The 22,046-nt window shown below is 44.9% G+C and carries 20 protein-coding genes, 1 pseudogene and 1 riboswitch; of the genes and pseudogenes, 10 read left to right on the plus strand and 11 right to left on the minus strand.

Going from position 1 to position 22,046, the window contains the following annotated elements; translation table 11 throughout:
* The first annotated feature begins 2 nt into the window (after positions 1-2).
* From efeO to P343_RS26325, 5 genes are all read left to right on the plus strand, one after another.
* Positions 3-1,160 (plus strand): iron uptake system protein EfeO, encoded by a 1,158-nt coding sequence (gene efeO / locus P343_RS26305; protein WP_023509763.1) that lies wholly within the window; start codon positions 3-5, stop codon positions 1,158-1,160.
* A 20-nt stretch (positions 1,161-1,180) separates the two neighbouring features.
* Positions 1,181-2,422: an iron uptake transporter deferrochelatase/peroxidase subunit gene (gene efeB / locus P343_RS26310; RefSeq protein ID WP_023509764.1), complete on the plus strand. Its 1,242-nt coding sequence runs from the start codon at positions 1,181-1,183 to the stop codon at positions 2,420-2,422.
* A 263-nt stretch (positions 2,423-2,685) separates the two neighbouring features.
* Positions 2,686-3,558, plus strand: coding sequence for an aminoglycoside 6-adenylyltransferase (locus P343_RS26315; protein WP_023509765.1), 873 nt, complete (start codon positions 2,686-2,688; stop codon positions 3,556-3,558).
* 587 nt (positions 3,559-4,145) lie between these two features.
* A complete protein-coding gene (locus P343_RS26320) occupies positions 4,146-5,360 on the plus strand; it encodes a nitroreductase family protein (protein WP_023509766.1) in 1,215 nt (404 codons plus the stop codon).
* A 611-nt stretch (positions 5,361-5,971) separates the two neighbouring features.
* Positions 5,972-7,165, plus strand: coding sequence for an MFS transporter (locus P343_RS26325; protein ID WP_023509768.1), 1,194 nt, complete (start codon positions 5,972-5,974; stop codon positions 7,163-7,165).
* A 71-nt stretch (positions 7,166-7,236) separates the two neighbouring features.
* Here P343_RS26325 and P343_RS26330 read toward each other — a convergent pair whose 3' ends face one another.
* The 3 genes from P343_RS26330 to pta form a co-directional block, all read right to left on the minus strand.
* A complete protein-coding gene (locus tag P343_RS26330; protein WP_023509769.1) occupies positions 7,237-7,692 on the minus strand; it encodes a GNAT family N-acetyltransferase in 456 nt (151 codons plus the stop codon).
* A gap of 47 nt (positions 7,693-7,739) precedes the next feature.
* The gene (locus tag P343_RS26335; protein ID WP_023509770.1) at positions 7,740-9,011 is read right to left on the minus strand and encodes an MFS transporter; all 1,272 of its coding nucleotides are present in this window, start codon (positions 9,009-9,011) and stop codon (positions 7,740-7,742) included.
* 387 nt (positions 9,012-9,398) lie between these two features.
* Complete coding sequence (gene pta / locus P343_RS26340) at positions 9,399-10,391, minus strand: phosphate acetyltransferase (RefSeq protein ID WP_023509771.1); 993 nt, start codon at positions 10,389-10,391, stop codon at positions 9,399-9,401.
* Positions 10,392-10,653: 262 nt separating this feature from the next.
* On the opposite strand from pta, the gene hemQ reads away from it, so the two are divergent.
* The 4 genes from hemQ (at position 10,654) to gerQ (ending at position 13,119) form a co-directional block, all read left to right on the plus strand.
* Positions 10,654-11,400 carry a hydrogen peroxide-dependent heme synthase gene (gene hemQ / locus P343_RS26345; RefSeq protein WP_023509772.1) on the plus strand — a complete coding sequence of 249 codons (747 nt, stop codon included), beginning with the start codon at positions 10,654-10,656 and terminating at the stop codon, positions 11,398-11,400.
* Positions 11,401-11,556: 156 nt separating this feature from the next.
* On the plus strand, positions 11,557-11,871 hold the full coding sequence (locus tag P343_RS26350; protein ID WP_023509773.1) for a nitrous oxide-stimulated promoter family protein: 315 nt from the start codon (positions 11,557-11,559) through the stop codon (positions 11,869-11,871).
* A 249-nt stretch (positions 11,872-12,120) separates the two neighbouring features.
* Entirely contained in the window at positions 12,121-12,543 is a 423-nt protein-coding gene (locus tag P343_RS26355; RefSeq protein WP_023509774.1) for a cell wall hydrolase, read from the plus strand.
* A gap of 36 nt (positions 12,544-12,579) precedes the next feature.
* Positions 12,580-13,119 (plus strand): spore coat protein GerQ, encoded by a 540-nt coding sequence (gene gerQ / locus P343_RS26360; protein WP_023509775.1) that lies wholly within the window; start codon positions 12,580-12,582, stop codon positions 13,117-13,119.
* 94 nt (positions 13,120-13,213) lie between these two features.
* Here gerQ and P343_RS26365 read toward each other — a convergent pair whose 3' ends face one another.
* From P343_RS26365 to P343_RS26375, 3 genes are all read right to left on the minus strand, one after another.
* Positions 13,214-13,588 (minus strand): DUF423 domain-containing protein, encoded by a 375-nt coding sequence (locus P343_RS26365; RefSeq protein ID WP_023509776.1) that lies wholly within the window; start codon positions 13,586-13,588, stop codon positions 13,214-13,216.
* Positions 13,589-14,006: 418 nt separating this feature from the next.
* Complete coding sequence (locus P343_RS26370; RefSeq protein WP_023509777.1) at positions 14,007-14,876, minus strand: NAD(P)-dependent oxidoreductase; 870 nt, start codon at positions 14,874-14,876, stop codon at positions 14,007-14,009.
* Between the two features lie 83 nt (positions 14,877-14,959).
* Complete coding sequence (locus P343_RS26375; RefSeq protein WP_023509778.1) at positions 14,960-16,219, minus strand: glycosyl hydrolase family 18 protein; 1,260 nt, start codon at positions 16,217-16,219, stop codon at positions 14,960-14,962.
* A 278-nt stretch (positions 16,220-16,497) separates the two neighbouring features.
* Between P343_RS26375 and P343_RS26380 the strand changes: the two genes are divergently transcribed.
* Complete coding sequence (locus P343_RS26380; protein ID WP_023509779.1) at positions 16,498-17,685, plus strand: aminotransferase class I/II-fold pyridoxal phosphate-dependent enzyme; 1,188 nt, start codon at positions 16,498-16,500, stop codon at positions 17,683-17,685.
* A 59-nt stretch (positions 17,686-17,744) separates the two neighbouring features.
* Here the strand turns inward: P343_RS26380 and P343_RS26385 are convergent, their stop codons facing one another.
* From P343_RS26385 to P343_RS26395, 5 genes and pseudogenes are all read right to left on the minus strand, one after another.
* A complete protein-coding gene (locus P343_RS26385) occupies positions 17,745-18,074 on the minus strand; it encodes a DUF1516 family protein (RefSeq protein WP_023509780.1) in 330 nt (109 codons plus the stop codon).
* A gap of 273 nt (positions 18,075-18,347) precedes the next feature.
* Positions 18,348-19,739 carry an amino acid permease gene (locus P343_RS26390; protein ID WP_236620341.1) on the minus strand — a complete coding sequence of 464 codons (1,392 nt, stop codon included), beginning with the start codon at positions 19,737-19,739 and terminating at the stop codon, positions 18,348-18,350.
* A gap of 235 nt (positions 19,740-19,974) precedes the next feature.
* A riboswitch (Lysine riboswitch) is annotated at positions 19,975-20,156 on the minus strand.
* Positions 20,157-20,395: 239 nt separating this feature from the next.
* Positions 20,396-20,533 (minus strand): annotated as a pseudogene (locus P343_RS37440) (MFS transporter); the annotation flags it as partial.
* Positions 20,534-20,575: 42 nt separating this feature from the next.
* Positions 20,576-20,773 (minus strand): IS66 family insertion sequence element accessory protein TnpA, encoded by a 198-nt coding sequence (gene tnpA, locus P343_RS37775; protein ID WP_422784808.1) that lies wholly within the window; start codon positions 20,771-20,773, stop codon positions 20,576-20,578.
* 358 nt (positions 20,774-21,131) lie between these two features.
* Positions 21,132-22,046, minus strand: a 915-nt coding sequence (locus P343_RS26395) for a LysR family transcriptional regulator (RefSeq protein ID WP_236620339.1), incomplete at its 5' end; no start/stop codon positions are given.

Genomic DNA, 22,046 nt, shown 5'->3' on the forward strand with positions numbered 1-22,046 from the left:
CGATGAATCACCAAAAGAAGATCATTTTCCTATTATTCATTGCTTTACTGCTATTGCCCGTCATCAGCGCATGCAGTACCAACACAAAATCCGGCAGCCAGAAAACAGCTCAATCGACAAATGATCCGGTAAAACAAGGCACAACGAAGTTGAAACAGCTAAACAACAAGCTCCAAGCAGCCCTGAAAAAGAATGACACTGCCGCAATCAAAAAATACGGAAAGCAAATCAACACGCAATGGCTCTCTTATGAAAACGGTGTTCGTGACCGCTTCCCGCTTCAATACGCCAAGATCGAACGGTATCAGCAACCGATCTATGCTCAGTCTAATTTATCAAATCCGGATGTCGCACAAATGAAAGAAAACAGTGAAGCCTTAACCGAACAGTTGGATGACCTGCTTACAGCAAAAGAAACAAAAGCAAAGCCATCGAAGCAAATGGATCAAGCTGTTAACGATTATCTCAAGTATGCGGATGAACAAATCGATATACTTGTCAAAACAACCAAACCTTTCGTTAAAGCCGTGGAAGATGGAGATATCGAAAAAGCGAAGAAACTCTATACCCAACCGCGTATTTATTATGAACGCGCCGAACCGATTGCTGAAAGTTTCGGAGACTTGGATCCTGCCATTGACGCGCGCATCAACGATGTTGATGATCCGTCCAAATGGACCGGTTTCCATGAAATTGAACGTGCCCTTTGGGAAAAGAACAGTTTGAAAGGTCAGAAGAAATACGCGCAGAAGTTAATGGCCGATGTTTTGAGTCTCCAGAAAGAAGCGAAATCGTTCAAACTGACGCCGAAAGCAATGGTTGCCGGTGCCATGGAATTACTGGAAGAAGCCGCGACAACAAAGATTACAGGCGAAGAGGAACGCTACTCACATACCGACCTTTTGGACCTTCAAGCGAATGTTGACGGATCCGAAGCCGTTTATCAGGCAGCCATCCCAGCCCTGAATGAAGGACATAAGGATTTGGCTGCTGAGATTGACAAACAATTCCAGGCCTTTGACAAACAGATGTTGAAATACAAGAAGTCGGAAACGGAGTATGAAAACTATACGAAGCTGAGCAAGAATGAAATTCGGAAAATCAGCAATGAACTTAGCAAACTATCGAAACTGATGGCCCAGACTGCGAAAATTTTCTAATCAAGAAGGGATGACCCCAATTGGATAAAGAAGAGCTTGGCACCTCAGAACAGAAAAAGGGGTACTCCAGACGAGAAATGTTAAAAATGACAGCTTTGGCCGGCGGTGGCATCGCACTTGGCGCAAGTGGACTCGGTACCGCTTTGGAATTACTCGGCAAGGATCATTCGAGAGACGCGGAAAAACAGTCAATGGTCCCCTTTTTCGGCAACCATCAAGCAGGCATTACGACAACTCATCAAAGCTACGGCTATCTCGCTGCGTTCGACATCGATCCTTCGATTCACGATGTTGCGAAAATCATGGCGCTTTTCATTTCATGGACGCGCCTTGCCGCAACGCTGACACAGGGTAAGAGAGAAGCCAACAGTTCCAATAAAGAACTGCCGCCTATTGATACCAATGAGGCGCGAGATCTAGGCGCAGCAAATCTGACGATCACGTTCGGACTCGGGCATTCCTTTTTCATCAAAAACGGTACCGACCGGTTCGGAATCGCGGCAAAAATACCTAAGCAGCTGACACCAATGCCGCGTATTGCCCATGAGACATTGGATCCCGGCATTTCAAACGGAGATCTTTGCGTTCAAGTTTGTGCCGATGTCCAGCAAGTCGCCTTTCATGCCTTGCGCAACCTGATCAAAGAGGCACTCGGCACCGCAAACATCCGTTGGATGGAGTCCGGTTTTCTGAACGCGGCAAAAGGCAAAACCCCGCGCAACTTATTTGGATTTAAAGACGGCACGGCAAATGTCACGGATCCCGAGGAACAGAAAAAAGTGATCTGGACCGCTAATAATGAACCGGCATGGATGCGGGGAGGAACGTATCTCGGCTATCGGAAAATCAAAATGATGATCGAAACTTGGGACCGCGACGCGTACAGCGATCAAGAGCACGTCTTTGGCAGAAAAAAGGATTCCGGTGCCGCATTTGGAAGAACACATGAACATGAGCCCGTTATGCTTAGCAAGCAACCGGCTAATTCACATGTCGGACTCGCACATCGAACAGGCCAAAAAATTTACAGGCGTGCCTATTCGTATACAAATGGTATCCAGCCATCGACCGGAAATCTGGACGCCGGGCTGCTCTTCATCTCCTATCAGAATAAACCGCAGGAGAGCTTCATTCCGATGCTTCGTGTGCTTGGCAAAAGCGATGCGCTCAATGAATATACGGATCATGTAGCTACGGGACTTTTTGCCATACCTTCAGGGATCAAGAAAAACGAATACTTCGCTCAGCATTTATTTGAATAAGCGATTCAAAACCACCGTCTTTGAGCAAAGACGGTGGCTTTTTTAATTGAGCTAAGTATGTTTTTTACACGCTGTTCGTTATAATAAGCGTTAATAGATAATCTCTTCTTTACATATTCCGTTCCTCTTAAAAAACAAAAAATAGCCTGGAGTGGTCTGAATGAAAAAAAGAATGAATCGATTATAGAGTGTTGTCTTCCGTTCACGATCACCACCGAACCTTCTTGAAATTCAGATTCACACTTATAAGGAGGTTTCAGGAAATGAGAAATGAACAAGAAATGATTGATTTGATCTTGAGCACGGCCAAAGAAGACAATCGGATTCGAGCCGTGATTATGAATGGTTCACGTACGAACTCAAACGCGCCTCGTGATTGCTTTCAAGATTACGATATTGTCTATGTGGTTAGGGATATTCAGTCGTTCACATCCGATCATCGCTGGGTGGATCGTTTCGGGAAGCGAATCATTATGCAAATGCCGGACGACAGCAGTCTCTTCCCGACTTCGGATAGAGATAGCTTTGCCTATCTCATGTTATTTGAAGACGGCAATCGAATCGATCTAACCTTGATGACCGCTGACAAAGCGAATGAGTGGGTCAGTGGGGACAGCCTGAGCGTACTTCTTCTCGATAAGGATGGGATCATTACGCCTATTCCACCTTCTAACGATCAGGATTACCAAGTGCAACCGCCGAATGCAGCTCAATTCGCGAGTTGCTGCAACGAATTCTGGTGGGTCTCACCTTATGTGGCTAAAGGATTGTGGCGCGACGAAATCCCTTACGCAAAAGCAATGCTTGAAGAACCCGTCCGTGATATGTTACTAAAAATGCTCGGATGGTACGCCGGTGTACGCACCGATTTCACGGTCAGCATCGGGAAATGCGGGAAATATTTGAACCGTTATGTTGAGGCACCCGTGTGGAGCGACTACCTGCTCACCTATCCGGACGCCAATTTCGAGCACATCTGGCAGTCATTATTTAAAATGGGTGAACTATTCCGTACCATTGCGAAACAAGTAGCCGACCATTTTAGCTATACTTATCCGGAAGATGATGATCGACGCGTCTTCACCTATCTGAAGCATGTCCATCAGTTGCCGGCTGGTGCAACAGAAGTTTATTGATAACAGAAAAATCGGGTACTTAAAACAGTAATGGGTTCCGTTTTGATGTGCAAAAAAATAAATCACAAAGGTTTTCACACGTGAATTCACATATGAATTCACGTGTTTTTTTTGATGTATCAATGAAAATGTACATATCACGTGTTAATTCACAATCCAATTTACAACTTATTTTAAAGTGACACTACTTATTGTACAGTGGGAACGTACTTGCGATAATGCATGTGAATTCAATTGTGATTGGGAGCGTGAAAACTTTGGAATTTATTAAGCCGAAGAATGAAAACGAGGAATGACAACCTGGTTCTTTATTAAGAACTCTGTCTATTTTCATTTTTTTTTGTTTATTAGTACATAAATTCAATATTTCACAATAAGGACGAACTGCGTTAGAGCAACCGTAATGAACGCTTTCCTTCATAAAAAAAGTCTGGACATTAGTTTTTTATAGCCTTTGAGTTCGGCTGTTTTTTATTCATTCAGGTTGACCTGATTTTGCAGGATTTATAACTGATTTTGTCGAAGTGATCTCCAAGAGTTTTGGGTGAATATCCCGTAAAAATCCATGTATTGGGAGGCTGAATTGCATGAAAAAAGATGTTGAAAATAAACTGGCACCAGAAATCTTACAGAGAAAAAGTGTCTCCCATTGGAATGGAAAAAAATGTTCAGAGGAAATATGGGACTTGCTCATTGAGGCGGCACGCTTAGCACCATCATCCTGGAATCATCAGCCTGCGCGGTATATTATCGTTAAAGATGAAAAGAATATTAGAGCACTCTCCCAATGTCTTCATCGTACAAATCAATGGGTTTCGGATGCCTCCGGATTAATCGTTCAGGTAGCTAACCCGGAAGAGGATGATTGTATGGACGGAAAAGACTATTATTTGTACGATTGTGGTCTGGCGATGATGAGCCTTATTTATCAGGCACAAATCATGGGTTTGACGTGCAGACAGATGATTGGTTGGGATGAACAGCAAGTGAAACAACGATTGGGCATACCGGCACCTTATCGAGTGGTTGTCATCACTGCACTGGGTTTTCCCTCTAGATCAGTGTTCCGATCGACCGTACAGGATTTGAAACGGAATCTTACACAACAGAATAGAAGGTATAAGGCGAATCAAGTTTTCTTCTGGGAAAAATGGAATGGAAAGACCAGCCATGAATCGTATTGCGAATATGCCCCATCTTTCCTTCTATCACCCTCTACAAGAAGAAAGGTTCAACATGTTCGATTGTACACAGATATTATAGGCTTACTCATCGTCTACACGTTTGGTCAATGGTTTCCGGCATCCGTTCAATGGATCATATCTATTTACACAATTTTCGCCTGGATTACAATTTTAACGATTGATCCTTCAAGACTCCCCGATGCCGCAGCAACAAGACAAAATCAAAGAGAATCCTGGATTTATTTTTTTAGGTATATTTTTCTAATTGGCATTGTATTTAGCATAGTCTGGCATTTAGATAAGTCTCATGCGCTTGGGGTGCCAACTATCGGCAGTGCAATACAATTAATCATCTTAGCCTGCATGATTGAACTTTTTTATCGAAATATTTTACAAGTTAAGTTGAGGCAGTTTGGTTTCCCAGTCTATTTGTCTGTCATGATACAAAGCTTTTTTTTCTCCGTCCCTTTCTATATATCCAGTCAATCACTCGTAATTGCACTTGGTGCATTCATTATCGGACTTATAAACGGTCATATCGTGTACAAAACTCGGAGTATACACCCCAATTTTATCATAACCATCGTATGGTTAGTTTTTTTTCCACTATACAGTTAACCAGATTGATTATAGGTAGAGTAAATTTTATTAATTAGATTTGCGAAAATTGCATATGACACTGATTTTCTGACATCATGACTTAGAATCATTTATTTCATCATCCGAAGCTTACTTAACTTCCATTGTGATGTTTCGCTGTATCCGGTAACTCTGAACTTAATTGTGCTTACCTACAACCATGCAAAACACCGTTGACTCATAATTAATCAACGGTGTTTTAGTGATAAATAGGTAGATATTTTGTTGTGATTTTATATGCGGGTTCGTGTGTGTGTTACTATGCGAATTTGCATGTTTACACCTCAAAACGGAACCCATTGCTTAAAACAGTGCCCGATTTTTTTTGCATGTCTAGTCATCTGTATATTGACAGTAACTGTTTATTCAAAATATAATCATAGTGTTTGAATGAATTGGGAGGAATGACCATGCCAAGGGTGATCGCAATGCACAAAAATCAAGTTTACACAACACGTCTGTCCTTTTTTATAAACAATGTAAACTTGAGCGATCGCTCCGCGGCATCAGGAACTTCACCTGCTTGACTCTAAAAAGTAACGAAGTCCTCCTAAAGCCGTGGATGCACGCGGCAAATCGGAGGTTTTTTTATGGATAAAACACTGTATCGCAACCCACACTTCATGATCTATCTCACCGGAATTTTCATCTCAGGACTTGGTTCAAAACTGACAACAATCGCACTGGCCGATAAAATTTTTTCACTTACCGGAAGCGGCACCTATATCACACTCGTCTACCTTCTCCAGGGTCTGCCCGCACTGTTTTTCGGATTATTTGCCGGGCATCTCGTCGATCGTCACAGCAAAAAAGCAGTTTTCATCATGATCAATGGCGCATTGGCGCTATTTTCTGCACTACTTGCGATGGCTGATCACACGCTTATCCTTTTTGCAGTTGTCTTTCTGATTGGTATGGCTGATGCTTTTTACAGTCCTGTTTCAACAGCACTGCTACCTCTGCTCGTTGGAAGAAAGCAGCTGGCCTCTGCGAACGGACTCAAGATTTCTGTCATTGGCGTCAATATGATCATCGGCTATGCAATCGCCGGACTGTTTGTAGGATTTTGGGGTCATACCCTTCCCTTTATCGTTGACAGTTTCTCTTATTTGTTTATTTCCTGCAGTGCATTTTTTCTCAAACTCAGTGCAGTCCATCCAGAGGACGTTCCGGAAAATAAGGGGCATTTCAAGGAAAGCCTGATGTTTATTAAAAATCAGCCGGTCATCCGCAGACTGTTTCTGATCGATCTGTTGACCCAGTTTATCATTGCTCTACAGATCCCACTTACCTATATCTTTGTTTCGGAATACTTAGGCGGAAAGAATGTTATGGCCGACAGAACCGGCATTCTCTTTTCTGCTGCCGGAGCTGGAATGGCTCTTGGCGGACTCTTTTTAAAGAAGTTTGCTCAGAGAAATAAATTGAGGCTGCTTTCTCACGCGTTGATCTTCGACAGTATCTTCGTGTTTGCCTTCACCCTGAATCGCTTTTTCCCGGCCACAATCCTCATCTATGGTGCCATGGGCGTGATTGGTGCATTTATGGGTAGCCTCCTGGAGACGGCGGTTCAGGAGAACACTCCTCAGCAGATGATTGGCCGCGTCTCCGGCTTTATCCATTCTATTGCCGACCCGGTCAGTATACTGTCACTGCTCATCGGAAGCTTGCTTGTACAGTTCATCAATGTTCAGTGGATTTTCCTGATCTGCGCTCTGGCCGAATGCGTGACTGGCATTTATTTCACCTTGCGAAAAGGCGTAACATTACAATCACGCAAATAGGATGACCAGCTTCAGTATCCATAGGCCAGAAAACCGGACACTTTTTTCGTGTCCGGTTTTTTGTATCCTGATCAAAACGTTTTCCGCATAATTATTCTGTCTTCGTTGACAGAGTAGCCTTTTCTCCCATAGAATTTGTGCGCGACCCCATTCTTTTCAGTGATCAAAAATAACGAATGAATTTTTCTCTTTTGTAACTCTTGTTCTAGGAAGGACAGCAACCTCGATCCATATCCTTTTCCTTGAATTTTATTATTCACGCAAAACTCAGCTAAATAAAAGGTTAATCCTTGAAAAGAAACTTTGCTATAGCCGGCAATAAACCCGACAATCTCTCCATTGTCCTGTACAGTAAATCCTAAAAAATTTGGTGTATGGATGATGTCCGACAGTCTCTGATAGCCGGCATCGTATGCCCAGTCTTCATTCCAGGGCTCGCTTCTAAAAACGTTAATATACAGTTCTGTACATGCTTCTAAATACTCAGTTGTCATTGGCAAGATGTCCGTCAAAATCGTTTCCCTCATTTCTAATTGTCCTACTATAGGTAATCATTTTTGTTCATATATGTGAGTTAGCCCTGGAAATTTTCCTCATATGCCGCTTTACTGCTGATTAATCGGACGACCAGCCCAATGATAAGAAAACCAACAAATGAAAACGCGATGACGATTATTGAAGATGCGTATTGGAAAAGGATGCCGTAAATGAAATAACCTAATGGCTGGAGTGCGGTTGCGCCAACCATCATGATTGTAAAAACGCGTCCTTGATAGTTGGCCGGGATTGTTTTTTGCATATATGTTGTTATCGGAACGTTAATGAAGACTAGCACCACGGCAATGATAAAATTAATCAGCCCGAAGATCGAGGTAGACAGCCAGGAGTTCATCGAAATGATCAGAGGGATGATTGCGAAAATGATGGGTAGCCCTTCGAGTATTAGTGCTCTGCTGACCATTCCTATCGGATTGCTGTCTACCGACAGTTTCGAGGCAACTAAGCCGCCGGCAACGAGTCCCAAGGAAAATAATGCTTCCGTCAAACTGTACTGAAGGTTTTGCATATGTAACACATGAATAATCAAGTATGGAAATCCAACAGTGAACACACCGCATAAAAAATTGAGCAGTGATGCTACGACAACCATATAGAGGAGCAATGGTCTCTTTTTCACATAAATCAACCCTTGCTTCATTGATGTCCACATCGTTTCTTTCTTTGCACCCGCTTGTTCTTCCTCTTTGATCAATTGAAAATTCATGCTGAGAACGATGCCTACAACAATGAATTCAGCGGCTATCTCAAAATAAATAAACGATTGAAACGGAACGAATGAGAAAACTGCACCTGCGACTATTGGGCCGAGAATATTTGCTAATGAAGTGGACGATTGCTCCAAGGAATTCAATTGCTGTATAAACGGTTTGTCCACCAACCGCGATACCGCAGCCAAATAGGTAACGCTGAAAATACGTGTGTTCAACCCAAGTGTTGCAACCATAACCAGTACCATCAAATAATGCCACTGCCCCAAAACTGGAAAGAATACACTATAGACAACAAGCAGAACAATGCAGCCCAGTTGTGTACGGATCATCACCTTTTTGTGATCATTGTGATCGGCAAGATAACCAATCAGCGGCGAGAACACAATTCCGATCAGCGGACCAATTAATAAGGTTGTTCCAAAGTTCATGGCTGAACCAGTCAATTTTAAGATGTATAGACTAATCGCGAAATTAAATAAAGAACTGCTGAAACTACAAATAAAGTCACTGGTCACTGCTTTCTTGATTTGCTTTTGTGATGCACGCTTCAAATAATATTCTCGTTCGGAATCCATCCGCTCATCTCCACAGAGTAATCATTAACTTCATATTATAGGCATCTACAAAGGATTTGAGAAGAATATTCTGAAAAATAGCGAAAAAGAAACACAGGAATGCTTATTCAATAACACAGCACAAACTTGAACTTCGCGTGCATAAAACGCTCATCTTCTGGCGCTCGCGCATAATTTATTCCTTCGCGTGCATATTTTTACTTTTCGCTCATAAATCCCGTCATGTCGCTCATAAACTTGAACTTCCGCTGCATAACCCCGCTGCGCCGCGCACAAACCACAGGTCGCTTTTTATTAGGCAACAAAAAAACGACTCAAATCCAATTGTGACGGTTTGAGTCGCTTCTTCTGATTTATCGATTAGATTTTCCCATGAATGTGTGGTAATCACGCATTCTGCGTCTGGACTGTGCTCATTGCTTGCTTTGCAGTAATTAGGGCAAGCTTATAGACGTCATCTGCTGAGCAGCCGCGCGAAAGATCATTCACCGGTTTACCCAAGCCTTGAAGAATCGGTCCAATCGCAGTGTAACCGCCGAGACGCTGAACCATTTTATAACCGATGTTGCCGGCGTCAATGTTTGGAAAAACGAAAACGTTCGCCTTACCGGCAATCGGTGAACCCGGAGCCTTCTTCGCCGCAACTTCAGGCACGTAGGCAGCGTCAAACTGCAGCTCGCCGTCAACCAAAAGTTCCGGGGCTTTCTCTTTAACAATTTTTACTGCTTCAGTCACTTTGTCAATTGAAGGATCTTTTGCAGATCCTTTCGTTGAAAAGCTGAGCATAGCGATTCTCGGATCAATCCCAAACATTTTCGCTGTTTCAGCAGATTCAACTGCGATTTCAGCCAACGTTTCGCTATCCGGTGAAATATTAATGCCGCAGTCAGCAAAAACGAATTCCTTATCTCCTTTTACCAAGATAAATGAACCGGAAATCCGTTTTTTCCCTGGCTGTGCTTTAATAATCTGAAGCGCCGGTCGAACCGTTTCCGCAGTAGAATGCGCTGCTCCGCTGACCAAACCGTCGGCTTCCCCCAAATAGACGAGCATCGTGCCATAATAACATGGATCTTTCAACCATTCCGCCGCCGTCGCCGCATCCGTTTTCCCATTTCTGCGAGCAATAAGCGCTTGGATCATCGGTTTCATATTGCCATCTGTTTCAGGATGCCTGAACAGAATTTTGTTTTCCGCAGCAAGCTTCTGAACATCAGGTGAAGCGTCTTCCACTTTACCAATTAAAATCGGTACAATAACGCCTTCTTGTGCCAGATTTTGAACGGCTTCTACAACACGATCATCTTCGCTTTCAGGAAAAATGATCGATGGTTTTCCTTTTTTTACTTCTGCTTTAACTCTGTCAAATAAGTCGGCCATTGTTCCATCCGCCCCTTCATAAAATGCTATCTATTAGTTAAGTATAAACCAATTCAGCTTGTCCTACATTTGGAAAGTTATTTTCTTATGCATCCATTCCTATGCTCTATCTATGCTATATTAGATTACGTGAAAAAGAAAACTTGCCGATTGATCCTTTGGCGTTAACAGAACGTCCACAGGACGCGGTACCTTATCGCTTATATTCGTTTCCTTACAAATTTTATTTTCTTTATAATAGAACGAGAAAGAGGTGTTCACTATGTCTGAAGCAGCCCAGACACTAGACGGGTGGTACTGTCTTCATGATTTTCGGACAATAGATTGGTCAGAATGGAAAACAAAATCTGAATGGGAGCGGCAATCTGCTCTGATGGAATTCAATCAATTTCTTACCCAATCAGAGCTGAATGAGGAGGCACGCGGTGGAAGCTTCGCCATGTACTCCGTACTTGGTCAGAAAGCAGATTTTGTAATGATTTCACTTCGTCCGACAATGGACGAGCTGAGTGACCTGGAAACTGAATTTGATAAATCAAAGCTCGCTGAAGTAACTAATCCTGCTTATTCTTTTGTCTCAGTTGTGGAGCTGAGCAACTATCTCGGGAAAGACGGCGGCGATCCTTATGCCAATCCCCGCGTTCAGGCACGACTTAAGCCCATTCTACCAAAAACGGATTATTTCTGTTTCTATCCGATGGATAAAAGGCGCGAGCATGGGGACAACTGGTACATGCTCCCTATGGAAGAGCGGCGCGAGATGATGAAAAGCCACGGTCAAATCGGTCGTAAATACGCCGGAAAAATCCATCAGATCATCACAGGATCCGTTGGTTTCGATGACTGGGAATGGGGCGTGACACTCTTTTCAGACGATCCGCTCCAGTTTAAAAAAATCGTCTATGAGATGCGTTTCGATGAAGCCAGCGCCCGATTTGGTGAATTTGGTACGTTCTTTGTCGGTACGCAGTTAACTCAAGAATCATTTAGTCAAAAGTTTTCATTATAAAAGGTTGGTTTCTCTCCATAATGTTGGCTTTAAACAAGTTCCTCTTCTTACTTCAGAGGAACATTGTTTTTTTACAAGGCAACTGCGATTAAGAGCGGAAGCCATAAACCATGAGCAGCTGCCGCACCATTTCTTTAATGAAGGAGCGCTTTTGTCTTGTCACGAGCATTGAACAACGGACCTGTAATTCGGCAAGAAAAAGACACGGTTAAAAAAATGATCGCGATCTACTGTCGGAAAAAACATCATCATCAGGAACTGTGCGATGAATGTCGAGATCTGCAGCTCTATGCTTTGAAAAGGCTATCGCATTGTCCATTTGGTGAGAAAAAGACAGCCTGTTCCAACTGCGAAGTGCATTGCTACAGCCCGATTTATCGAAAAAAAATCAAAACTGTGATGCGCTGCGCCGGCATTTGGATGCTTTTGTACCATCCCGTCTTCTCAGTCAAGCATCTGTTAAAAAAATAAAACGTACAGGCTACTACTACCTTTGAGAAATAAAATAAACTCTCTTTAAACCAATGAATGGACGCCGTCTTCGGCGCCCATTTTTTCATGGAAAATGCGTGTGAAGGTCGCAGCTTTTTCCGTATGCTTCACTATTTGTCATCATTTGTTCCGTCCAGCATAGGCTTTAAGTGTAATAAAAAACAGGAGAGTGCTTATACATCGAAATAAGGTATGAATTGCGTCTGATACAAAGGAGGATGAACGGCGATGGCCGTGGTTCAACACAACTCGAGTGATGTCTCACTCCTCGCCCGACTGATGCGAGCAGAGGCAGAAGGTGACGGCCAGCTGGGCATGCTGTTGGTCGGCAATGTCGGTGTGAATCGTGTGCTCGGCAACTGCCTTGACTTTGAGGGACTGAGAACGATCCCACAGATGGTCTTTCAAAGCCCGGGTGGGTTTGAAGCGACACAAAAAGGTTACTTTTATCAGGCTGCTCGATCGCAGGATAAGCGGCTCGCCCAGCGTGTTCTTAATGGCGAACGATTTAATCCGGCGACAAATTCACTTTGGTTTTTCCAGCCTTCGGGAGCCTGCCCTGCACAATGGTATAACCAATGGAATACCGGACGTTTTAAAGCGCACTGCTTCTTTGCACCTTCTCAATCCGTTTGCCCGAATGTCTATTGAAGATATTCATTTTATAGTTAAGGAGTGAATCTACTTATGGGTGTTCAATTTCCACCAGACAGCTGGCCTTATGGCGCTGCATTCAGTCCCGAAGCCGGCAACACAGCAGACTGGGACGCATCAAGGCAACAAGTTGCACCGCAGCAAACAGGAACTGGCACATTTCCTTTTCAGGGGCAACTGACACAGCAGACAGGACCAACGCCGCCTGTAGCCCAAACCATGCCCTATCCGTTTCCGTCTTACACGGTACCGGTGCCACAGGCAGGCCAGCCGCCAGTACAGGTTATTCCGCCGCAGGGCTTGCCTCTCCCTTTAGTTGAACAATCATACATTGAGAATATTTTACGGCTCAATCTTGGAAAAACGGCGACCGTCTATTGTACTTTTGAAGGAAACAGTCAGTGGAATGCCAAGAAATTTACAGGCACTGTCGAGGCAGCCGGACGTGACCATGTGATTATCGAAGATGAAGCAACCCGAATCCGCTATCTCATCCCAATGGTTTTTGTGAATTACTTTGAGTTCGTCGGTCCCCTCAACTATGAATACCCCTATGGACCACAGAGACCTTGATGAAGAACCTTCCTTTTGCTGAGCGATCGTATGAATCATTCGCTTAATCGTCTTTAAACAACGGAGCATGCCGTCATGGGCATGCTCCGTTTTTTCATGTACGTAATGCGGCAAGGACAACAAGCACCCAGCTTACTAGAAAAGCAACGCCGCCGATCGGCGTAATCGCTCCAAGTACACGGACTCCGCTCAGCGTTAACGCGTAAAGACTGCCGGAGAAAAGAAGGACACCGACCGCCATTAGCCATCCTGACCACGCGAGCAAGGTTCCTTGGCCACTGAAAACAGTCAATGCAAGAATACCAATAATAATTAATCCCAGCGCATGAACCATTTGATAATGAACACCTGTTTGAAACACCGCAAGGTCTTGGTCATCGAGACGTGTCTTTAATACATGCGCCCCGAAAGCTCCGAAGACCACGGATAAAAAGGCCAGAACGGCCCCGATTATGATGAATAGTTTCATGAACTCATTCCCCTCACTGCTTGTTCTTGCACCTATTCTATCATTGTTTCCCAAAATCGTTGTCATCAACGCTCGATTAGGTAGTGAATCGTTGATGCGATCCTTATGTCTCTGCCTTTTAACCTCCCGTTAAGAAAAACCGGGCAAAAAGCGCCCGGTTCGTACTCCCGCAAGACGCGGTGGCTGGGCACTAACCTTGACTACGCTCCGATTGCTCGCTTTCCGCGGGCGATCCGTGAGCCTCCTCAGACAGGCGGTAATCTGCGGGGTCTCACTTGGCTCGCGATTCCCGCAGGAGTCTCGCATCTGCGCGTTTGATCATCAACTTGGTTTTGCCAAAAATCGTATACTTTCTTTACTTGAAAAAAAGCGGTCACGGGAATGATCTTCCGTGATCGCTCTGATGCTCTTTTATCAATTATTCTTTCCAATATTTTTTGAAGATTGCTTGTGTGCCGCTGTTTTCCTCGCCTTGTTCTGCCAGCTCATCATAAATCTTCTTGGACAAAGAAAGTCCCGGCGTTTCGAATCCCATGGCTTCCGCTGATTCCAGAGCAATACGCTCGTCTTTTATTAAATGTTTGACGTAAAAACCAGGTTCGAAATCACCCTTTAGCATACGGCGACCGAGATTGGTCAGTGACCAGCTTCCGGCCGCACCGGTTTCAATGCTCTCCATCACTTTATCTGTATCCAAACCGGCGTGTTTTGCATAGCCAAGCGCCTCAGCAACACCAATCATATTCGAGGCAATCGCGATCTGATTTGCCATTTTAGTATGTTGGCCTGCTCCAGCTTTTCCTTGGTAGACGATCTTCTTACCCATCGCTTGAAACACAGGCGCGAGTGCCTCGGCATCTTCTTGATTACCGCCAATCATGATCGAAAGTGTTCCATTTTGCGCACCTACATCGCCGCCGGAAACCGGTGCATCCAGTGCGTGCAGTCCTTTTTCTGTGGCCGCTTCATAAATTTTTTCTGCCAATTGCGGCGAAGAGGTTGTCATATCAATCAGATAAGCTCCGGATTTGGCATGATCAATAATCCCATTGTCAAAATAAACAGAAGCCACATCTTTAGGATAGCCGACTATCGTAATGACCACATCGGCACCTTCAGCGGCTTCCGCAGGACTTGACTTCCAGACGGCACCCTCTGCGAGGAGATCCTCCGCCTTGCTTTTTGTTCGATTGTACACCTGAAGCGTAAAACCCGCTTTCATCAGATTGCGGATCATACCTTTGCCCATGACCCCTGTACCAACAAATCCAATGGTTTTCACTGCCATTCGTCCCACTCGCTTTCATGTCTTTATCGCATACGTTTACGATAGCATGAACCGCGCTTGTTTTCACGTTATATGCAAAACGATCATACTTTCCGGATTTGGAAAAAGTGGGTGAATATCCAAGGGTACTGCGGCATAGCAAAGTTCAGCTGCCAGGTGCCAATCCCTCCAAGTCTTGAATTATAGACAATCTGCGATTTTGCAGACAGGCTGCGTACATCCTCAAACCAGACAACATGATTACGGCCCAAGTCATCCGTGTAGTAAAAATAAGCGGCTTGATCTGCCACAGAATAATTAATCGGCACTTGTTCACTCATCGCAAGATTAATAGCCGCTTGATAAGGAATTGCTCGGCCGGGCGTCTGGCTTGAATAGGGAATGACCCAATCATAGCCATAAAACGGAGTACCCATGATAATTTTATTACGATCCATCAAGCTCGCAGCGTAATTCACAGTATCTCTAACATTCTGAATCGGTGCGGTAGGTCCAGGTTCACTACCCGCATGATGCCAGTCATAGGCCATGATGAAAAATTGGTCGACAATGGCTCCAATCGCCGCATAATCATAGCCGCGTACCCAAGGCACCGTGTCGTCAGTCTTCGCCGGAACCGCGATGCTGAGATTCAGCCCAGCCGCCTGCGTACGCTCCTTCAATGCTTGGAGAAACATGACAAAGGCGTTTCGGTCAGCAGGAAGCACCCCTTCAAAATCAATATTAATTCCACCATATCCATTGGAGGTTGCATAATTAATCATATTGTCGATAAGCCTCTGCTGAACATCCGGCGTGTTCAGTACGCGCTGTACAAGTGCTGAATTAAATCCGGTCGCCGTCAGATTCGTTACTGTTATTACCGGCGTGACCCTGCCGCGCCATGAAGCGAGAACAGCCGCGTTATCATTAAGTGTGCTAAGATCGCCGTTCCAATTAAAATGGATCTCGAACAATCCAATATAGGTGAGGTACGGCGCATTATCAGCAATCACCGCCTGATCAACCGCCGGTGTTCTCAGCTGCGTATAACTAAAATGGGTTGCCACATGACGTTCAATCGTCGGCAAATTAATTTTTTGTCCCGGGCTTATCTGTTCGGGATTTATTCCGGGATTCGCCTGAATCAACGCGTTTAATGGCACATAAGCCATTCGTGAAATGATCCAAAGACTGTCGCCCGGCTGTACCGTATACACATCAATAGGCACCAGTAATGCCTGACCAGTGACAATATTGGTAGCTGTCAGTCCATTTGTTGCTCTTAATGTATTCAGAGGAACATCAAATTTCTGGCTGATTCCAAATAACGAGTCCCCAGTCTTTACTGTATAGACAAACATAGTTCCACCCTTCCTCGCGCGCCACGATTTGCAGGCATACCATATTCTGCAGATGCATAGGCATTTCTCTCTATTTTATTCAGCATAAGCGGAACGGTTCCAAAAGAGACCATAGCGGTGCAGCGAAAAAAAGGTTATTATTAAGGACGCTGCTAGTTTTATAGCATAACTCGGTTACGCTAAGTTATTGTTCCTCGGCTCGCAACGAAGCATGAACGAACGATTTTATTTGGCCATTCATAGAGTATAGAAATAATGGAAGGAAATGAGGTTTGTTTATGGCTGAATTCATCCCATCTCGGCAGGTTCAATCGCTACCTGCCAATTACTTCACAAGTATGGACCGCCGTATTAATTCGGTGGTCAAGCAAGGTATTGATGTTATTCATCTTCATACCGGCAGCCCTGATCAGCCCACTCCCAATTCGATTATCCAAGCGATGAATAAAGCTGCCCAAAATCCGGAAAATCAAGGCTATCCACCCGCCGGTGGCAAATCATCCCTTAAAGAAGCGATCAGTGAATTCTATAGGCGTGAATATGGTGTTTCTATTGATCCGGAGACTGAAATTACCGTGTTTGACGGAGCAACCGTCGCCATTGCGGCCTTGCCACAGGCAATGCTGAATCCGGGAGACGTCATGTTGACCACCGATCCCGGGTATCCGATGTATTTTGTTTGCCCTTCTCTTGCCGGAGCTGAGGTTTACGGTATACCGGTTCGCGCAGAAGACGACTTTTTACCGAATTATAAAACAATACCAGAAGACACGCTGCAAAAGGCTCGCCTTTTGATGCTGAACTACCCGAACAATCCGACCGGAGCGATGGCAACGGAAGAGTTCTTTGCCGATACCGTTCGTTTCTCACAGGAACATCATATTCCGGTCGTTCATGATTTTGCCTACGGTGCTTTCGGTTTCGACGGCAAGCGCCCACTCAGTTTTCTACAGACACCGGGTGCAAAGGAGCAAGGAATCGAAATCTACACATTTTCAAAAACGTATAATATGGCCGGATTCCGTATCGGATTCGCGGTCGGCAACGCTTCAATCATCCGAGCGTTAAGCCAATTCCATGATATCGACCATTCAGACGTTCCGAGTGCTATTCAAGATGCCGCTGCTGCTGCTTTGCTCGGATCGCAGCAATCCGTTCAAGAATTATGCGCGCTCTATGAACGGCGTCGTAATGTGCTCGTTTCCAGCATGCGTGCCATCGGCTGGGATGTTCGGGCACCTAAAGGCTCGTTTTTCTGTTGGTTCAAGGTCCCGGAAGGTTACACATCTGAATCCTTTGCCGACGCTCTGCTTGAACGCGCGCATGTTGCAGTTGCGCCAGGTGCCGGCTTTGGCGCACATGGCGATCAATTCGTCCGTGCCGGCTTGCTAGAATCAGAGGACCGCCTGCGCGAAGCCGCGGAACGAATCAAAGCGTCCGGCGTCTTGCAAACACTTAATGTATGAAAAATGAACCAAAAAAGAAGGAACTTTTCGCCTGTTCAAGTGAAAAGTTCCTTCTTTTGTTAAATAATCTTGTAACCGATCAACAAAATCAAAATCAAGTCTATGGCAAGCAGCACGAGAAACGGTACCGTTGACTTTTGTTTCTTCCTCCTGCCCAGCACCATCTCCATCAATCCGATGAGCAGGATGGCGAGAACGCCTTTTAGCAGAAAGATGATCGGGAAATGAATCAGAAACAGCAGCCAAATTCCTGTGATGATCATGACCAGGTAGGAAAGACGCAGCCCCATGATCCAGCCTTTTTGCCGATAGAACGCGAAACTGAAAATAAACAGCAGAACTAAGATACCCCAGACCCCGCTATGTATTTGCAGCACTACTTCTTTCATTAAGAAATCCCCCCTGTCCAGGTATGATGCCAATTCCTATATTTATTCTATCATGAATTCGGCAGGAACCTCATATTTTGACCTTCTGTCATTCTGTCCAGCATGTTCATGAATTTACCGGCAAAATACCGTGCAATCACAGCCCATGCAGATTGAAAAATCGATATTCGACAAACGAATCGCGATAAATCAGTAATTACTACAAACCTAAACTTCTCTTTAAGAAAAACCGAGACGATTGCGCCTCGATTTTTTCATCACATACTTTAATTTTTATTTTTCCTGATGACGTGAAATGTCGCATTTTTCAAGAGGAATCAGCTTCGCCTTCATTTTCCACTTTGCGATTAACCAGACTGCGAGGAAAATAGGAATTCCAATATACGCTGCAATGATTCCGCCCCAATCAATTTTGCCGCCTGAAAAAGCGCCAAAGCTCTGTCCAATCACTACAATCATACATACCGCAAAGGCAAACAATGGACCGAATGGGAACCATTTTGCACGATAAGGCAAATCGCTAAGCTTCCCGCCTTGTGTGACATACGCGCGACGGAAACGGTAATGGCTGACCGCTATACCGAGCCAGGCGATAAAGCCGCACATTCCTGACGCGCTCAGCAGCCAATTGTAGACAACGCCATCACCAAAACCTGAAGCAAGGAAAGCAAGCAGTCCGAAAGCAGCTGTAACAATCAGTGACCAGATTGGAATACCGTGACCCGTTACATAGCCAAGAAACCTCGGTGCTTTGCCTTTCTTAGCCAATGCGTAGAGCATACGTGTCGAGGCATAGAGTCCGGAATTACCCGCTGAAAGCACCGCCGTTAAAATGACGGCATTCATGACAGACGCTGCAATAGCAAGTCCCGCTTTTTGGAAAACGAGTGTGAATGGGCTGACCATGACCGTATCCGTTGCTGATAGGTTATGGCTGGTATACGGGATTATCATCGCAATGATAAAAATGGCTAGAATATAAAAGAGCAAGATCCGCCAAAAGATCGTGTTCATCGCTTTCGGTACCGTTTTCTCCGGATTTTCACTTTCTCCTGCGCCGACACCGAGCAGTTCAGTGCCCTGAAACGAGTAACCGGCCGCCAGGAAAACTCCAAATGCCGCTAGAAAACCACCATGGAAAGGTGCGTCGCCCACAGTGAAATTACTGAAGCCAGGTACGCCTCCGCCTAGTACTCTAAAAATCATAAGCAAACCAAGAATAATAAAAATAATAACGGTTGCCACTTTAATAAAGGCAAACCAATATTCCGATTCCCCATATCCTTTTACCGTTAACGCATTCAGCAGAAAAATGATGAGCAGAAACAATCCGCTCCACAGGGTGGATGGGCTATTCGGAAACCAGAATTTCATGATCAAAGTGGCCGCGGACAGTTCACTTGCAATCGTGATCGCCCAGTTATACCAGTAATTCCAGCCAAGTGCAAAACCAAAGGACGGATCAACAAAACGCGTAGCATAGATACTGAATGAACCGCTCGTTGGCATGTAGGTTGCCAGTTCTCCAAGACTGGTCATCAGGAAATAAACCATGACGCCAGTTAATCCATAGGCAAGAAGTGCGCCCCCGGGACCTGCCGTATAAATCGCATTTCCACTGGCGAGAAACAGCCCTGTTCCGATCGCACCGCCGAGCGCGATCATCGTTAGATGTCGCGACTTCAGTCCTCGCCGTAATTGATTTGATTTTTCTTGTCTCAAGTTTTCTCTCTCCCTCTCTGTATTTCGGAGGAGATGTGAAGAATATAAGAATGGATAATAAAACGTCCGCCGAAAGCAAAACGATGCCTTCAGCGGACGAGAACATTTTATAGAAAAAGTTTATAAGATCTGTTTGATTCAATACAGGTCGATCTATCCACTTACTCCACGCACATCTTCCACCGATAGCACAACACATGCATTGACGCATGTGACAGTCCCGCCCCTTTTCGGAAACGGTCCCAGCATGCCTGACAAGGGTGCCAGACACACTTCGGCGGCAGTTCCTTACGCGCACCTTCTACGGCTCCCCTTAGCCTCGGATACGTTCATCATAAATGCCGCGCCTCTACCCCCTCTTGGATCTTGCGAGGAGATCTTGTAAAAACCAACAGGACTTATTGTATCTGTTCAAACGAATATTTTCAACTGGGAATGATTGAGCGGGCAGTGAATCCACGAAGAGCTGCCGATCCACATTTTTTTCGAAAGTCATCTCGTGTATCGATCGGTTTTTTGGATTTATCGATCAGTTTGAAAATTATTTCGATCTCTTCTCAAATTATATCAGTCATTTCAATTTTGGCGGATGATTTTTCTGCAAAGCAGGCATAACCTAGGGCATAGGCACTGACAAGCCATCCTGAAATACTCGTAGGGATTTGATAATACTTGAAGCGAGTTGGTAATAATGGAGCAATTAAGAACGTATCGGTGCCAATGAACGGATGAAGCATATTGGAGATAGCGCTGTGACCACGTCACGAAGCAGCTCCGGTTCAAAACCGGAGCAAACCTCGATTCGCGCAACCCCGATTTGGATGTGAAGCGAATCGGGGGATGTGGGTGGATGGAGGTGGGACAGTATCCGGGCGGAAGGTCATAGCGGAGGACGCCGGTCTTTTTCGTTGAGCTTTGTAAAGCCAGTATTTTAATTGATGAACGGTCAGGTTCTGCTCCGCACACCAGGCTTTCATGGTTTGTCCGCTGGTCTGATACGCATGAATGCGTTCTGACCCTATTGCCTATAGATTCGTCTCCATTCGCGATTCATCCTTTCACATACGTGATGAATTCATTGTGACGGATTCGAACACGTTTGGACAGGTGTGCTAGGTTTGACGCTTACGGATGTCTGTCCTCGACTGCATAAATAATTGCTTCTATGAGAGCCATCCTTATTGCACTTTTGGGCAGTTAAGTGATGTAGCAAATTTATCATCGCAGTGTGTGAAAAAACTTTCAGTTAGGGAGTGATGGATNATCCTTATTGCACTTTTGGGCAGTTAAGTGATGTAGCAAATTTATCATCGCAGTGTGTGAAAAAACTTTCAGTTAGGGAGTGATGGATGTCAATAATTCGTTTTTTAGAAAATGGTACAATGCACGGCTCGCTGGAAGCATCGGAAGCTTATCAGTTTGATATAGAAAGCCGGTTGTCATATTAATTGAATGCGATCCCATTTCGCGTACTATTGTACCCGGTACCGGTGACTCAGTCATTATCCTAGGAACTAACGCAATGCCAATTCCGTGCTCAACGTAACTCGTTAGGGCTGTCATACTGGTGATTTCGAGTGTGTTTAGCGTGTTTAATGGTATGTTCCACTCTTGGGCAACCACTTCAAGTTTCTTGCGGTACGGGCAGTTCTTGGCTGTGATAAGCAGTCGTTGTCCGACGAAATCCTCAGGTGAAATGGTGGATTGTTCGCTGAGGGGATGATGCTCCGGCAGTAATACCACAAACCCTTCTTGGAATAACGGTTCAAAGAATAAACTGGTACCCATTTCAGGAGTGGAACAAAGTGCAATGTCAATCTCCCCTGTATGTAGCAAGTTGTTGAGTATGGGGGTGTTGGCAATATGTACGCTCACATGCACTTTGGGATGGGTGTTTAAGAATTTACCAAGAATTGCTGGAAATCGAAAGCTCGCGGACGGCTCCGTGACACCAATGCGTACACTTCCGGATTCCGCTTGGGTCACCTCTATCATTGTCGACTTCAGTTGGTCGATCCGTTTCATAATATCAATGCTCTGTTCATAAAACACTCTGCCTGCCTCAGTCAAACCAACGGATTTTTGAGTCCTGTCAAACAACTGCACACCTACCTCTGCTTCCAGCCTCTGTATCTGCATTGAGACAGTGGATTGGGCGTAGTTCATCTCCTCAGCCGCCCGGTGAAAACTCCCTGAGCTCAGAATCCTGTGGAATGTTTTCAGTGATTTTAGGTCCATGGTCACCATCCT

It is taken from the genome of Sporolactobacillus laevolacticus DSM 442 (assembly GCF_000497245.1).
In the GTDB taxonomy this organism is placed as follows: domain Bacteria; phylum Bacillota; class Bacilli; order Bacillales; family Sporolactobacillaceae; genus Sporolactobacillus; species Sporolactobacillus laevolacticus.

Excerpts from the sequence above, each read along its gene's own strand:
- efeO (WP_023509763.1), top strand. The coding sequence starts at position 3 with ATGAATCACCAAAAGAAGATCATTTTCCTATTATTCATTGCTTTACTG.
- P343_RS26315 (WP_023509765.1), top strand. The coding sequence starts at position 2,686 with ATGAGAAATGAACAAGAAATGATTGATTTGATCTTGAGCACGGCCAAA.
- P343_RS26320 (WP_023509766.1), top strand. The coding sequence starts at position 4,146 with ATGAAAAAAGATGTTGAAAATAAACTGGCACCAGAAATCTTACAGAGA.
- P343_RS26325 (WP_023509768.1), top strand. The coding sequence starts at position 5,972 with ATGGATAAAACACTGTATCGCAACCCACACTTCATGATCTATCTCACC.
- P343_RS26330 (WP_023509769.1), bottom strand. The coding sequence starts at position 7,692 with ATGAGGGAAACGATTTTGACGGACATCTTGCCAATGACAACTGAGTAT.
- P343_RS26335 (WP_023509770.1), bottom strand. The coding sequence starts at position 9,011 with ATGGATTCCGAACGAGAATATTATTTGAAGCGTGCATCACAAAAGCAA.
- pta (WP_023509771.1), bottom strand. The coding sequence starts at position 10,391 with ATGGCCGACTTATTTGACAGAGTTAAAGCAGAAGTAAAAAAAGGAAAA.
- hemQ (WP_023509772.1), top strand. The coding sequence starts at position 10,654 with ATGTCTGAAGCAGCCCAGACACTAGACGGGTGGTACTGTCTTCATGAT.
- P343_RS26355 (WP_023509774.1), top strand. The coding sequence starts at position 12,121 with ATGGCCGTGGTTCAACACAACTCGAGTGATGTCTCACTCCTCGCCCGA.
- gerQ (WP_023509775.1), top strand. The coding sequence starts at position 12,580 with ATGGGTGTTCAATTTCCACCAGACAGCTGGCCTTATGGCGCTGCATTC.
- P343_RS26365 (WP_023509776.1), bottom strand. The coding sequence starts at position 13,588 with ATGAAACTATTCATCATAATCGGGGCCGTTCTGGCCTTTTTATCCGTG.
- P343_RS26370 (WP_023509777.1), bottom strand. The coding sequence starts at position 14,876 with ATGGCAGTGAAAACCATTGGATTTGTTGGTACAGGGGTCATGGGCAAA.
- P343_RS26375 (WP_023509778.1), bottom strand. The coding sequence starts at position 16,219 with ATGTTTGTCTATACAGTAAAGACTGGGGACTCGTTATTTGGAATCAGC.
- P343_RS26380 (WP_023509779.1), top strand. The coding sequence starts at position 16,498 with ATGGCTGAATTCATCCCATCTCGGCAGGTTCAATCGCTACCTGCCAAT.
- P343_RS26385 (WP_023509780.1), bottom strand. The coding sequence starts at position 18,074 with ATGAAAGAAGTAGTGCTGCAAATACATAGCGGGGTCTGGGGTATCTTA.
- P343_RS26390 (WP_236620341.1), bottom strand. The coding sequence starts at position 19,739 with ATGATCGCGCTCGGCGGTGCGATCGGAACAGGGCTGTTTCTCGCCAGT.
- tnpA (WP_422784808.1), bottom strand. The coding sequence starts at position 20,773 with ATGAAAGCCTGGTGTGCGGAGCAGAACCTGACCGTTCATCAATTAAAA.